Consider the following 13,369-nt stretch of genomic DNA (forward strand, 5'->3'; position numbering starts at 1 on the left):
TCAGATACCGGTGTAGGTCAGCGGGTCTTCCCGCACCCGGGTGCCGTCATTGAGGCCGCCCAGGCGCTCCATGTGCTGGTCGGCCAGCTCGAAGCCGAACACGTCCAGGTTGGCCGCGATGCGCTCCGGCTGGGCCGACCGGGGGATCACCACGTTGCCCAGTTGCAGGCTCCACCGGATCAGCACCTGGGCCGGGGTCTTGCCGTACTCGCCGGCGATCGCCGTCACGGTCGGGTGCTCGAGCAACCGACCGACCGCCAGCGGGCTGTAGGCCTGCGTGATGATGCCGCGTTCGGCGTTGGCGGCACGCAGCTCGGCCTGGTTGAGCAGGGGGTGCAGCTCGATCTGGTTCACCGACGGCGTCTCGAACGCCAGGTCGATCACATCGTCGAGGTGTTCGGCGGTGAAGTTGCACACCCCGATGGACCGGGCCAGTCCCAGCTCCCTGGCCTGGATGAGTCCGCCGTAGCTGTCGACGTACATGCCCAGCGATGGAGCCGGCCAGTGGACCAGGTACAGGTCCACATAGTCCATCCCGAGCCGCTCCAGGCTGGCCTTGCAGGCTTCGATGGCGGCGGTCAGTCCCTGGTCGGCGTTGGCCAGCTTGGTGGTGACGAACACCTCCTCGCGTGGGATCCCCGACGCGGCGATCGCCCGGCCCACCGCGGCCTCGTTGCCGTACACCTTGGCGGTGTCGATCAACCGGCAGCCCAGCTCAAGAGCGGTCGAGACCGCACGCTCGGTTTCGGCCTCGGTCAACTCGGCCACCCCGATGCCCAGAGTCGGCATCGCGCGGTCGTCGTTGAGGGTGACGGAGGGGATCGAAGTGCCCGACGTCATTTCACCTACCTGTGTAATCGAATGTTCGCGGATCGGGTCCCAATCGGGCGCCGTCGTCGAGCGAGGATATCTCGGCCATCTCTGCTGCGCCGAGTTCGAAGTCGAAGACGTCGAAGTTGCCGACGATGCGCTCCGGGTGCACCGATTTCGGAATCACGATATTACCCAGTTGGATATGCCACCGAATCAGCACCTGTGCCGGTGTCTTATCGCAACGCCGCGCCACCCCGGTAACCGTCGGATGGGCCAACAGCGAACCCCGGCCCAGCGGTGCCCAGGCTTCGGTGGCGATCCCGAGGCGGGCGTGTACCTCACGCAGTTCGGGCTGGCTGAAGCGCGGGTGCAGCTCGACCTGGTTGACGACTGGAACGATCCCGGTTCCGTCGATGAGCATCTCGAGGTGCTCGGGTGCGAAATTGCTCACCCCTATCGAGCGGATCCGGCGCTGATCTCGCAGGTGAGCCAACGCCCGGAAGGTCTCGACGAACTTTCCGCGTGCCGGCAGCGGCCAATGGATCAGGTACAGGTCCAGAAATTCGAGGCCGAGGCGGTCCATGCTCGCCTCGAATGCCCTCAGCGTCGAGTCATAGCCCTGGTCGGAGTTCCACACTTTGGTGACCACGTACACCTCGTCGCGCAGCAGCCCGGATGCCGCGACGGCCCGGCCGACCTCACGCTCGTTGTCATACAGGGCCGCGGTGTCGATATGGCGGTATCCGGCAGCCAGTGCGGTGCGCACCGCCTGCTCGGTCTCGGCAGGTGAAATCTTGTAAACCCCGAAACCGACGCTGGGGATGGAATTACCGTCGTTGAGCGTGACCGAACGCAAGCTACCTTCAACAGCCATGACACGAAGTCTGCCAGGCGGCTCCGGTTCCGGCCGGGGAGCGCGATGGACCGACCAGCTGCAGAGCACCGCCATGAGAGTCGGCATGAAGGTGACGCCGCTGCTGCCGATCGGGGTCCAGCGGATGCTGACCGGCGGGCGGTCGGTGGCCATCGATGGAAAGACCTTGGACCCCACCTTGCGGTTGACGCTGGCCGCGCAGCGCGCGATGGGCATCAACGGCTTCGTCATCGGCGACGACGCGGTTGCCTCCCGTGCCCAACTGCGCGAGACGACCGCCGGGCTCGGCGGCGGTGATATCCACGTCGATGTTCGCGACATCGTGGTGCCCGGCCCGGCCGGCGACATCGCCGCTCGGCACTACCGGCCGGTCGGCGGTGGCGCCAAGCCGTTGCTGGTCTTCTACCACGGTGGCGGATTCGTGATCGGCAACCTGGACAGCCACGACGCGATCTGCCGGCTGACCTGCCGGGACGGTGACATCGCGGTGCTTTCGGTCGACTACCGGCTGGCGCCCGAGCACCCCGCACCGGCAGCGCTCGACGATGCCTTTGCGGCATTTCGATGGGCCCACGACCACGCCGCTGAGCTGGGCGGGATACCCGGAAGGATCGCGGTCGGTGGGGACAGCGCCGGCGGCAACCTGGCCGCCGCAGTGGCGCTGCTGGCCCGTGATGGCGGGGGACCGGCACCCATCCTGCAGTGGCTGATCTACCCGGTCACCGACTGCACCGCCCAGACCCGCTCGCGCACCCTCTACGGCGACGGATTTCTGCTGACCAAGCACGACATCGACTGGTTCACCGACCAGTACGTGGGCCGCTCGCAGCTTGACCCGACCGACCCTCGGGTATCGCCCTTGCTGGCCGGCGACCTGTCGGGGTTGCCGCCCGCACTGGTGGCCGTAGCCGGTTTCGACCCGCTGCACGACGAAGGCGAGGCGTTTGCGAAAGCCCTGCGCGAGGCCGGGGTCGTGGTCGACCTGCGGCAGATGCCGTCCTTGACGCATGCCTTCATCAACCTGTTCGGCCTGGGCGGTGGCAGCGCGACCGCCACCGGTGAGTTGATCTCCGCGCTGCGCGCGCACCTCAGCCGCGGCTGAGGTCCAGGACGCACGCCGGTACGCTGAACCGCAAACCGACCACCGAAGACGAGGACCAACCGACTGTGGCCAGCAAACCCAAACGCCCCGGCGTCTCCGGCTTGAGGGCCGGCGACCAGAAACGCAACCTCGCCATGCAGATCGGGCTTGTCGCGATCGTGGTGGTCTTCGCGGTGGGGCTCATCGGCTACATCGTGCTGTCCAACGGCCACAAGAAGGGCGCTGGCGCCGGTGAGGCGATCCGGGTGACCTCGAGCAAGCTGGTCACCAAGGACGGGACCGATGAGCCCAAGGCCGTGCTGGCGTTCTACGAGGACTTCCTCTGCCCGGCCTGCGGCAACCTCGAGCGGGCATTCGGCCCGACGGTGTCCCGGCTGATCGACAGCGGGGCGATCGCCGCCGACTACCACATGGTCGCGATCCTCGACCGGCCCCAGAACGACGACTACTCCTCGCGCGCCGGTGCCGCCGCCTACTGTGTCGCCGACGAGAACAACGACGCCTTCCGCCGGTTCCACACCGCGCTCTACACCGAGCAGCTGCAGCCGTCGGAGATCGGTACGGAGTTCCCCGACAACAAGCGCCTGATCGAGCTGGCCCGCCAGGCCGGCGCCGCCGGCGGCGTTCCGGCGTGCATCAACAGCGGGAAGTACCTCAAGATGGTCGGCGGTATGGCCGCGGACGCTGGCATACACGCCACCCCCACCCTGCGTATCAACGGCGAGGACTACCGCCCCTCGACTCCGGAGGCCCTGGTCTCCAAGATCCGCGAGATCGTCGGTGACGTGCCCGGCATGGCCGCACCGGCCCAGGAGTCGTGACCATCGCGGCTTCGGCCGTCGAACCCGAACCGCCCGAGCAGGCGGTACCGGTGGCGACGCCCCGGGCCTGGGCGGTGCTGATCGGCGGAGTCATTGGCCTGGCCGCCTCGATCACGCTGACCGTCGAGAAGATCGAGCTGCTGATCGACTCGGGCTACGTGCCGTCGTGCAACCTCAACCCGGTGCTGTCCTGCGGATCGGTCATGGTCACCCCGCAGGCGTCGGTGCTGGGTTTCCCCAATCCGTTGATGGGGATCGTGGCATTCACTGTGGTGGTGGTGACCGGTGTGCTGGCGGTGGCGAAAGTGCCTCTGCCGCGGTGGTATTGGACCGGAATGACGCTCGGCACGCTGGTCGGTGCGGGGTTCGTGCACTGGCTGATCTTCCAGAGCCTGTACCGCATCGGCGCGCTGTGCCCGTACTGCATGGTGGTCTGGGCGGTCACGCTGTGCCTGCTGGTGATATTCGCAGCCCTAGCATCTGAGCAGGGTCGTATACGCAAAAATTTGCAGTATTTGCACCGATGGCGTTGGACCATCGCTGCGTTATGGTTTATCGCGTTATTTCTGTTGATATTTATTCGGTTTCAGGATTACTGGATAACGCTGCTGTAGGGGTGGAAGTGATCTCCAAAGTGCTGGTTGCGAACCGTGGGGAGATCGCTGTCCGCGCGTTCCGGGCCGCCTGCGAACTGGGGGTCGGCACCGTGGCCGTCTACCCCTACGAGGACCGCAACTCGCTGCACCGGCTCAAGGCCGACGAGTCCTACCAGATCGGCGAAGAGGGCCATCCGGTACGCGCGTACCTGTCAGTCGATGAGATCGTCGGCACCGCGGTGCGGTGCGGGGCCGACGCCGTCTACCCCGGATACGGATTCCTTTCGGAGAATCCGCAACTGGCGCAGGCCTGTGCGGACGCGGGCATCACCTTCGTCGGTCCCAGCGCGGCAGTGCTGGCACTGGCCGGCAACAAGTCCCGCGCGGTGGCCGCCGCGCGGGAGGCGGGACTGCCGGTGCTGGCGTCGTCGGCGCCGTCGTCCTCGGTCGAGGAACTTCTCGCAGCCGCCCAAGACATGACGTTCCCGTTGTTCGTCAAGGCGGTCGCCGGTGGCGGTGGGCGTGGGATGCGCCGGGTCGCCGACATCGATGCGCTGGCCGACGCGGTGGAAGCGGCCAGTCGGGAAGCGGATTCGGCGTTCGGCGACCCACACGTCTACCTCGAGCAGGCGGTACTCAACCCGCGCCACATCGAGGTGCAGATCCTGGCCGACAACCACGGCAACGTGATCCACCTCTACGAGCGCGACTGCAGCGTGCAGCGCCGGCATCAGAAGGTCGTCGAATTGGCGCCGGCGCCGAACCTGGATCCGGCCCTGCGGGAGAAGATCTGCGCGGACGCCGTCGCGTTCGCGCGTCATATCGGCTACACCTGCGCGGGCACCGTGGAGTTCTTGGTCGACGAACGCGGCCACCACGTGTTCATCGAGATGAATCCGCGCATCCAGGTGGAGCACACCGTCACCGAGGAGATCACCGACGTCGACCTGGTGTCGTCACAGCTGCGGATCGCGGCCGGTGAATCGCTGGCGGACCTGGGCCTCTCCCAGGATGCGATCACGCTGCACGGTGCGGCGCTGCAATGCCGGATCACCACCGAGGACCCGGCCAACGGATTCCGGCCCGACACCGGCCGGATCAGCGCGTACCGCAGCCCGGGCGGGGCCGGGATCCGGCTGGACGGCGGCACCAACCTGGGTGCGGAGATCAGCGCACACTTCGACTCGATGCTGGTCAAGCTGACCTGTCGCGGTAAGGATTTCCCCACCGCGGTGAAGCGGGCGCGCCGGGCGATCGCGGAGTTCCGTATCCGCGGGGTAGCCACCAACATCCCGTTCCTGCAGGCCGTGCTCGATGATCCCGACTTCTCCGCCGGGCGTATCACGACCTCGTTCATCGACGAGCGCCCGCAGCTGCTGACCGCGCGGTCCTCGGCCGACCGCGGCACCAAGATCTTGAACTACCTGGCGGACGTCACCGTCAACAGTCCGCACGGTACCCGGCCGTCGGCGGTGTACCCGCGCGACAAGCTGCCCGAGCTGGATCTGTCGGTGCCGCCGCCGTCGGGCTCCAAGCAGCGGCTGGTCGAGCTGGGCCCGGACGGTTTCGCCCGCTGGCTGCGGGATTCGCCGGCCTTGGGTGTCACCGACACCACGTTCCGGGACGCCCACCAATCGCTGTTGGCCACCCGGGTGCGCACCAGCGGATTGGTCAAGGTGGCGCCGTATGTGGCCCACACCATGCCGCAACTGCTGTCGGTCGAGTGCTGGGGTGGCGCGACTTACGATGTGGCGCTGCGGTTTTTGAAGGAGGACCCCTGGGAGCGGCTGGCCGCGCTGCGTGAGGCGCTGCCCAACATCTGCCTGCAGATGCTGCTGCGCGGGCGCAACACCGTCGGCTACACTCCCTATCCGGAGCTGGTGACCTCGGCGTTCGTCCGGGAGGCGACGGAGACCGGTATTGACATCTTCCGGATCTTCGATGCGCTCAACAACGTCGACTCGATGATTCCGGCCATCGATGCGGTGCGCGAAACCGGCAGTGCGGTAGCCGAAGTCGCCATGTGTTACACCGGGGATCTGCGCAGCCCGGGCGAGACCCTCTACACGCTGGACTACTACCTGCGGCTCGCCGAGCAGATCGTGAACGCCGGCGCCCATGTGCTGGCCATCAAGGACATGGCGGGGCTCCTGCGCCCCGCTGCGGCAACCACATTGGTGAGCGCGCTGCGCAGTCGCTTCGACCTGCCGATCCACGTACACACCCACGACACCGCGGGTGGTCAGCTGGCCAGCTACGTCGCGGCCTGGCAGGCCGGGGCGGACGCCGTCGATGGCGCGGCCGCCCCGCTGGCGGGCACCACCAGCCAGCCGGCGTTGAGTTCGATCATCGCAGCGGCGGCGCACACCGACTACGACACCGGGATCTCGCTGGATGCGGTGGGCGACTTGGAGCCGTACTGGGAAGCGCTGCGAAAGGTGTACGCGCCGTTCGAGTCCGGACTGCCGGCGCCGACCGGGCGCGTGTACCACCATGAGATTCCCGGTGGCCAGCTGTCCAACCTGCATCAGCAGGCCAAGGCGCTGGGGTTGGCGGACCGGTTCGAAGACGTCGAGACCAACTATGCCGCCGCGGACGCCGTACTCGGCCGGTTGATCAAGGTGACCCCGAGCTCGAAGGTGGTCGGCGACCTGGCACTGGCCCTGGTCGGAGCGGGCGTGAGTGCCGACGAGTTCGCCGCCGACCCGTCCCGAGTCGACATCCCGGACTCGGTGATCGGCTTCCTGCGCGGCGAGCTGGGCGACCCGGCCGGTGGCTGGCCGGAGCCGTTGCGGACCAAGGCGCTTCAGGGTCGCGGCCCGGCACGGGAGATGCAGCAGCTCTCGGCCGACGACGAGGCGGTGCTGGCCCGGTCCGGACCGGAACGGCAGGCCCGGCTGAATCGCCTGCTGTTCCCCGGCCCCACAAAGGAGTTCGAGTCGCATCGGGAGCTCTACGGCGACATCTCGCGTTTGTCGGCCAACCAGTTTTTCTACGGCCTGCGTCAAGGCGAGGAACACCGGGTCAAGCTGGAGCGCGGGGTGGAGCTGCTGATCGGGCTCGAGGCCATCTCCGAGCCGGATGAACGCGGCATGCGGACCGTGATGTGCATCATCAACGGTCAACTGCGGCCGGTCGAGGTGCGTGACCGCAGTATCGCCAGCGAAGTGCCGGTTGCCGAAAAGGCCGACCGCAGCAAGCCGGGCCATGTCGCGGCACCGTTTGCCGGTGTGGTCACCATCGGGGTTGCCGAGGGGGAGAAGGTCACCGCCGGACAGACCGTGGCCACCATCGAGGCGATGAAGATGGAGGCGGCCATCACCGCGCCGGCCGACGGCACCGTCACGCGGGTGGCCGTTGCCGAGACCGCGCAGGTCGAGGGCGGTGACCTGCTGGTGGTGCTGAGCTGACCCGCATCGTCGGCGGTGCAGCCGGTGGACGACGCCTCGCCGTGCCACCGCGTGGCACCCGGCCAACTACCGATCGGGTGCGCGAGGCGCTGTTCAATGTGCTCGATTCCCGGATGGATCTGACCGGGATGACGGTGTTGGACCTGTACGCGGGTTCGGGGGCGCTCGGCTTGGAAGCGTTGTCTCGCGGCGCTGCATCGGCGCTGTTCGTCGAATCGGACCGCCGCGCTGCCGATGTGCTGGCCGCCAATATTGCCGCACTGGGGCTGGCCGGCGCCGTGCTGCGCCGCGGCACGGTGGCCGCGGTGCTGGCCGGGGGCACCGAGACGCCGGTGGATCTGGTGCTGGCCGATCCGCCCTACGACGTCGATGCCGCCACGATCGACGCGCTGCCGGGATTGCTGACCGCCGGGGGCTGGGCGGGACCGGGCACCGTCGTGATGATCGAACGGGCCGCTTCCAGTCCGGCGGTGGCCTGGCCGCAGGGCTGGGAAGCGTGGCCCTCGCGCCGTTACGGCGACACCCGGCTGGAGCTGGCCGAGCTGGAGTAGCCCGGCTGCTAGCGTCGAGCACTATGAGTGGCGCGGTATGCCCCGGTTCCTTTGACCCGGTGACGTTGGGACACGTCGACATCCTGGAGCGCGCGGCCGCCCAGTTCGACGAGGTGGTGGCCGCCGTGCTGGTCAATCCCGCCAAGAAGGGCATGTTCACCCTGGACGAGCGTCTCGAGATGATCGCCGAAGCCACCGCGCACCTTCCCAACGTGCGTGCGGAGTCGGGCCAGGGCTTGGTGGTCGACTTCGTCCGCGAGCGTGAGCTGACCGCGATCGTCAAGGGGCTGCGCACCGGTACCGACTTCGAGTACGAGCTGCAGATGGCCCAGATGAACAAGCACATCGCCGGTGTCGACACGTTTTTCGTGGCGACCACGCCGCGGTATTCGTTTGTGTCGTCCTCGTTGGCAAAGGAAGTGGCGTCGATGGGCGGCGATGTCTCAGACCTGTTGCCCGAGCCGGTGAACCGCAGACTGGCTGCCAAGCTGGCCGGCCGCTGAGCAGGCTGCTGCCTACTGCGGCTGCCACCCCAACCGGTGCTCGGTCGAGGTGCGCATCGCAGGGAAACCACCGGTGCATCCCAATACCCGCAGCGCCGCTTCGGCAATCGTCCACGGATGATCCGGCGGGCAGGAGCCGTCGTCGGAACGGCGGTTGATCACCGCCTCCACCAACCGGAACGGCAGGTCGTCGGCAGCGGCGGGACCGGCATGGTCGGCGATCACCGCACGCGATAACTCGTGATAGTGGTCGCGGAGCTCTCCCCGGCGTGCGCGGAAGGCGGCGAAGCGCTCGAGGCGAAGCTCCGGGAGCAGATACAGGGTGCCCAGATTCCAGGCACCGCCGCACAATTGCGCGGTATCGGCGACCACAAGCGTGTGCAGCCGGGGCGCGCTCGGTCCGCCCTCGGCCAGCAGATCGGCGGCCAGCTGCACGGAGTTCTCGACGGTGTCGGCCAGCAGCGCGTCGAGGATGTCGTCCTTGGCGGCGAAGTGGTGATACAGCGAGGCCTGCCGCATCCCGACGCTGTCGGCGATGCGCCGGGTCGAGGTCGCGGCGTAGCCGACGGTGGTGAACAACTCCGCCGCGGCATCGAGGATCTCGTCGCGGGCGCTGCGGCCCGGCCTGCTGGAAGCCACCAGCCGGGGACGTCCTCGTCGATCGCTCTGCACGCCTTACTGCCTATCACGCGCCGAGGCCTGGCGCGCTAAAAACTATCAGTTGATAGAAAATGTGCTAGCTTCCTGGTCATGGACAATCCACGCACCGATTCCACCGACGGGGCGCGTTCCCATGCCCGCGCGCAGGCGCAGCACGCGTCGATGCGCATCCCGGCGGCTCCGGACGACGTCGACCCGTCGACACTGACCTGGGCCGAGTCGATTCCGCCGAACGGCTACGCCACCAAAGTGCTCTCCCGCGGCAGCCGGATCCGGCTGATCGACGTCGACGGCGGGGCGTGCGCGCACCTGCTGCTGTACCGGGCCGAGGCGCCCTGGGAACGGCTCAATGTCGCCGACACCATGAAGGTGCCGTGGCAGGCCTACCTCGGTGTCGGTCACCCGCTGTTGTCCGATCAGGGTCGGGTACTGGCCACCGTCGTCGCCGACTCCTCGGGGCAGCACGACCTGCTCTGCGGCCCGGACGCCACCGGCCGTCAACTGCTCCTGCTGGGCGCGATCAAGCAGGGCATGGACATTCGGGACGTGGCGCCGTCGGTGTCGCTGTTCCGCGGAGTGCGTGTCGATCCCGTCAGCGGGGCACTGGAATTCACCGGGTCGGTGGGCGCGGGTGCGGCTGTTGACCTGCTGGTCCACCTGCCGGTGGTAATGGTGCTGGCCAACGCCGCGCATCCGCTGGATCCCAAGCCTCCCGCCACCGCACTGGACGTGCTCGGTTGGCAGGCCGGCGAGCAGTTGGCAAACCTGACCAACCAGGACCCGGAATACCTACGTGCGGTGCAGAACACGGAGGCGGCTTGGGTCGCCGGATCGGGGAAGCGCTCATGACCAACCCCTCGCACCCATCGCAGATCATCTCCGACGAGGTGGTGGCGGCCCGGGCGCCCTGGTCGGCAGTGGTGCGCGCCGGCGACCTGCTGCAGATCATCGATCTACACGGGAACCAGGCGGTGGACTGCCTGCTCTACGACGCCGCCGACCACACCCGCCGGTACAGCGCCCAGGCCACCGTCGCCGCCGCGCGCAACATCTTCTTGAGCACCGGATCGGTGCTGCGCACCGCCGACGGCGCCGCCCTGATGACCGTGGTTGCCGACGACGTCGGCAACCACGACACCATCGCCGGAGCCTGCTCGCAGGAATCCAACACCCTGCGCTACGGGCACCACACCGTCCACCAGCACGCCTGCGTGGAGAATTTCCTCGCCGAGGGGGCCCGGTGGGGCCTGGGTAAACGCGACATCGTCTCCAACATCAACTGGTTCATGAACGTCCCCGTCGAAGCGGACGGCACGCTGGGCATCGTCGACGGCCTCTCGGCACCGGGTAAGAGCCTGACCCTGCGCGCCGAGATCGACACCCTGGTCCTGGTGTCGAACTGCCCGCAGATCAACAACCCGTGCAACGGCTTCGACCCGACACCGGTGCGGATGGTGATCACCCGAACATGATCGGCATCGAGGTGGTCTCGCCGGGCATGTTCACCACGGTCCAGGACTGGCCCGGGCGCGTCGGCTACTGGCATGTCGGGGTGCCGCCGTCCGGGCCGATGGACGACCTGTCGTTTCGGATCGGCAACCAGGTACTGGGCAATCCCGAAGGTGCGGCCGGTTTGGAATGCACCAAAGCCGGACCGGCCCTACGCTTTTCAGATCCCGCCTGGGTCTGCGTCACCGGTGCCGCGGTGCCGGTCAGCCTGGATGGTGTCCCGGTTGGGCAATGGCAGTCGGTCCGGGTACCCGCCGGTGGCCTCCTGGAGATCGGCATCATCCCCGGGCCGGGGATGCGCTGCTACGTCCTGGTCGAGGGTGGCATAGCCACGCCGGAATTCCTGGGCAGCGCAGCTACTTTCACTCAAGGGGTGTTCGGCGGACACCACGGCAGGGCATTGCGGGAATCGGATCGACTCAGCGCCGTCGGCCTGGGCGGCACACCGTCGAGGCTCACCCGTGCGCCCAGCCAGAGTCAGCCCAGCATCGGCCGGCGCTGGGAGCTGGCGGTGACCGAAGGTCCGCACGCCGCACCGGAATTCATGACCCGCGCCGACATGATCACCCTGACGACCACCGATTACACCGTGCACTTCAATTCCGATCGCACCGGCGTGCGGCTGGTGGGGCCGAAACCACGATGGGCCAGACCTGACGGTGGGGACGCCGGCCTGCACCCGTCCAACATTCACGACACGGCATACAGCATCGGGGCGCTGGACTTCACCGGTGACACCCCGATCCTGCTCGGCCCGGACGGGCCCAGTCTGGGCGGCTTCGTCTGTCCGGTGACGGTGGTGCGCGGCGACCGATGGAAACTCGGCCAGATCTCGCCCGGCGACGCGGTGCGCCTGGTGCCGATCCGTGCCGACCACGCTCCACCGACGGCAGCACTGGGTGTGCAGCGGCGCGCGGCATTGCCCGTCGTGGTCTCCCGCTCCGGCGACGGCGACGACGGAGTGCTGCAGCGTTACACCGGCCGCGACGGGACGGCCGTCACATTGCGGCGCGCCGGAGACAACGGCGTGCTGCTCGAATACGGACCGATGACCCTGGATTTGGCGCTACGGGCGCGGGTGCAGGTGCTCTATGACCAACTCCGGCAGCGGGGATTGCCCGGGCTGGCCGAACTGACCCCGGGTGTGCGATCACTGCAGATCCAATTCGACACCGAGCAGTCCTCCTGCGCCGAGGTGATCGAGGAGGTGGCCGCCATCGACGACGCGCTGCCGCCCTGCGATGAACTCGTGGTGCCGAGCCGCGCGGTGCGCCTCCCGCTGAGCTGGGACGACCCCGGCACCCATGAGGCCATTCGCCGCTACATGTACGGCGTGCGCCCCGACGCTCCGTGGTGCCCGTCGAACATCGAGTTCATCAGGCGCATCAACGGCCTCGACGACATCGCGCAGGTGTACGACATCGTGCTCGATGCGCAGTATCTGGTGCTGGGGCTGGGCGACATCTACCTGGGCGCGCCGGTGGCCACCCCGCTGGATCCCCGGCATCGGCTGGTGACCACCAAATACAACCCCGCCCGCACCTGGACCCCGGAGAACGCCGTCGGGATCGGCGGCGCCTACCTGTGCATCTACGGCATCGAGGGGCCCGGCGGCTACCAGTTCGTCGGGCGCACCACCCAGGTGTGGAACCACCGGCATGCCACCGCTGGGCTGTTCGATGCCGAAACCCCTTGGCTGCTGCGTTACTTCGACCGCATCAGCTTCTATCCGGTCGGAGCCGAGGAGCTCCTGGAGTTGCGTGCCGACATGGCGGCCGGGCGTGGTCGGGTGGAGATCACCGACGGCGAGTTCTCACTGCCGGCCTACCGCCGATTCCTGGCCGACAACACCGAGAGCATCGCTGGATTCCGCCACCAACAGGTCGCCGCGTTCACCGCGGAGCGCAATGCGTGGCACGACGCCGGCGAAATCGCCAGCGGTTAGGCCAATTTCAGCGAATCGTCGCGGCGCAGCACGAAGAAGTATGGTCGCGACGAGCCCCGCAGGTCCATCGCGCCGATCACCGCGTCATCGGAGAGCCGGCGGAAGACGTCGTTGACCGGTGCCTGGTCATAGACCATCGTGGCGCTGTCGACTCCGCGGAACCGGGTGGTGCGCAGCCGAGCCCGGGGCGACCGGGTCCGCAGCAGTGGCGCCACCGCGTTGATCTGCCCGAGGAACGAGCGTTTCTTCAGCGCCGGCAACTTCGCGGCGAGTCCGAGGACACTGAACGCCAGCACCGGGTTGAACGCCCACAGCGCAGATCCGTCGCGGGTGGGGAACAGCAGCGGATGGACGGTCTCGGCATCCACGAACTGCTTGCCCCACCAGCCGGTGGCGGCCAACAGCCCGTCTAGGGGGTGGCCGGTCGGCAGCTCGGAGCCATGCCAGGTGCCGACCATGAAATCGGGGTCGACGGCCTCGGCGGCATCGAAGATCTCACAGGCCTCGGCAGTGGTCGTCGGCACGCTGGAGAACAAGTCCTGGACAGCCATGCGCAACACCGTACTTGACAGATGTCAACTCCGG

The 13,369-nt window shown here is 67.8% G+C and carries 13 protein-coding genes; 9 read left to right on the top strand and 4 right to left on the bottom strand.

Translation table 11 applies throughout. The features are described 5' to 3' along the window. Complete coding sequence (locus ACJH5R_RS13570) at positions 1–840, bottom strand: aldo/keto reductase (RefSeq protein WP_406757380.1); 840 nt, start codon at positions 838–840, stop codon at positions 1–3. A gap of 1 nt (position 841) precedes the next feature. Further along, positions 842–1,687 (bottom strand): aldo/keto reductase, encoded by an 846-nt coding sequence (locus ACJH5R_RS13575; protein ID WP_406782144.1) that lies wholly within the window; start codon positions 1,685–1,687, stop codon positions 842–844. Between ACJH5R_RS13575 and ACJH5R_RS13580 the strand changes: the two genes are divergently transcribed. The 6 genes from ACJH5R_RS13580 to coaD all read left to right on the top strand — a co-directional run bounded on the left by ACJH5R_RS13580 (position 1,686) and on the right by coaD (position 8,670). Further along, a complete protein-coding gene (locus tag ACJH5R_RS13580) occupies positions 1,686–2,789 on the top strand; it encodes an alpha/beta hydrolase (protein WP_406782145.1) in 1,104 nt (367 codons plus the stop codon). The two genes, ACJH5R_RS13575 and ACJH5R_RS13580, sit on opposite strands and share 2 nt — an antisense overlap. Positions 2,790–2,854: 65 nt before the next feature. After that, positions 2,855–3,610 (top strand): DsbA family protein, encoded by a 756-nt coding sequence (locus ACJH5R_RS13585; RefSeq protein WP_406782146.1) that lies wholly within the window; start codon positions 2,855–2,857, stop codon positions 3,608–3,610. A gap of 2 nt (positions 3,611–3,612) precedes the next feature. Then, positions 3,613–4,224: a vitamin K epoxide reductase family protein gene (locus ACJH5R_RS13590; protein ID WP_406782209.1), complete on the top strand. Its 612-nt coding sequence runs from the start codon at positions 3,613–3,615 to the stop codon at positions 4,222–4,224. Positions 4,225–4,232: 8 nt separating this feature from the next. After that, positions 4,233–7,616 carry a pyruvate carboxylase gene (locus ACJH5R_RS13595; RefSeq protein WP_406782147.1) on the top strand — a complete coding sequence of 1,128 codons (3,384 nt, stop codon included), beginning with the start codon at positions 4,233–4,235 and terminating at the stop codon, positions 7,614–7,616. After that, complete coding sequence (gene rsmD / locus ACJH5R_RS13600) at positions 7,613–8,167, top strand: 16S rRNA (guanine(966)-N(2))-methyltransferase RsmD (RefSeq protein WP_406782210.1); 555 nt, start codon at positions 7,613–7,615, stop codon at positions 8,165–8,167. Before ACJH5R_RS13595 ends, rsmD begins: the two co-directional genes overlap by 4 nt. 23 nt (positions 8,168–8,190) lie before the next feature. Further along, positions 8,191–8,670: a pantetheine-phosphate adenylyltransferase gene (coaD, locus tag ACJH5R_RS13605; RefSeq protein WP_406757375.1), complete on the top strand. Its 480-nt coding sequence runs from the start codon at positions 8,191–8,193 to the stop codon at positions 8,668–8,670. Between the two features lie 12 nt (positions 8,671–8,682). Here the strand turns inward: coaD and ACJH5R_RS13610 are convergent, their stop codons facing one another. Further along, positions 8,683–9,309, bottom strand: coding sequence for a TetR/AcrR family transcriptional regulator (locus tag ACJH5R_RS13610; protein WP_406757374.1), 627 nt, complete (start codon positions 9,307–9,309; stop codon positions 8,683–8,685). A gap of 111 nt (positions 9,310–9,420) precedes the next feature. Between ACJH5R_RS13610 and ACJH5R_RS13615 the strand changes: the two genes are divergently transcribed. The 3 genes from ACJH5R_RS13615 to ACJH5R_RS13625 are packed head-to-tail and all read left to right on the top strand — an operon-like array spanning position 9,421 to position 12,784. Then, positions 9,421–10,179 (top strand): DUF1989 domain-containing protein, encoded by a 759-nt coding sequence (locus tag ACJH5R_RS13615; RefSeq protein WP_406757373.1) that lies wholly within the window; start codon positions 9,421–9,423, stop codon positions 10,177–10,179. Then, positions 10,176–10,802 carry an urea amidolyase associated protein UAAP2 gene (locus ACJH5R_RS13620; protein WP_406782148.1) on the top strand — a complete coding sequence of 209 codons (627 nt, stop codon included), beginning with the start codon at positions 10,176–10,178 and terminating at the stop codon, positions 10,800–10,802. Before ACJH5R_RS13615 ends, ACJH5R_RS13620 begins: the two co-directional genes overlap by 4 nt. Continuing rightward, entirely contained in the window at positions 10,799–12,784 is a 1,986-nt protein-coding gene (locus ACJH5R_RS13625; RefSeq protein WP_406782149.1) for a 5-oxoprolinase/urea amidolyase family protein, read from the top strand. The genes ACJH5R_RS13620 and ACJH5R_RS13625 overlap by 4 nt, the downstream gene beginning before the upstream one ends. Here ACJH5R_RS13625 and ACJH5R_RS13630 read toward each other — a convergent pair. Beyond that, positions 12,781–13,335 (bottom strand): DUF4334 domain-containing protein, encoded by a 555-nt coding sequence (locus ACJH5R_RS13630; protein ID WP_406782150.1) that lies wholly within the window; start codon positions 13,333–13,335, stop codon positions 12,781–12,783. The genes ACJH5R_RS13625 and ACJH5R_RS13630 overlap by 4 nt on opposite strands. Between the last annotated feature and the right edge of the window lie 34 nt (positions 13,336–13,369).

Source organism: Mycobacterium sp. SMC-19, assembly GCF_045310815.1.
Lineage (GTDB): Bacteria > Actinomycetota > Actinomycetes > Mycobacteriales > Mycobacteriaceae > Mycobacterium.

Coding starts and splice junctions, on each gene's coding strand:
- ACJH5R_RS13570 (WP_406757380.1), bottom strand. CDS start 840: ATGACGTCGGGCACTTCGATCCCCTCCGTCACCCTCAACGACGACCGC.
- ACJH5R_RS13580 (WP_406782145.1), top strand. CDS start 1,686: ATGACACGAAGTCTGCCAGGCGGCTCCGGTTCCGGCCGGGGAGCGCGA.
- ACJH5R_RS13575 (WP_406782144.1), bottom strand. CDS start 1,687: ATGGCTGTTGAAGGTAGCTTGCGTTCGGTCACGCTCAACGACGGTAAT.
- coaD (WP_406757375.1), top strand. CDS start 8,191: ATGAGTGGCGCGGTATGCCCCGGTTCCTTTGACCCGGTGACGTTGGGA.
- ACJH5R_RS13615 (WP_406757373.1), top strand. CDS start 9,421: ATGGACAATCCACGCACCGATTCCACCGACGGGGCGCGTTCCCATGCC.
- ACJH5R_RS13620 (WP_406782148.1), top strand. CDS start 10,176: ATGACCAACCCCTCGCACCCATCGCAGATCATCTCCGACGAGGTGGTG.
- ACJH5R_RS13625 (WP_406782149.1), top strand. CDS start 10,799: ATGATCGGCATCGAGGTGGTCTCGCCGGGCATGTTCACCACGGTCCAG.
- ACJH5R_RS13630 (WP_406782150.1), bottom strand. CDS start 13,335: ATGGCTGTCCAGGACTTGTTCTCCAGCGTGCCGACGACCACTGCCGAG.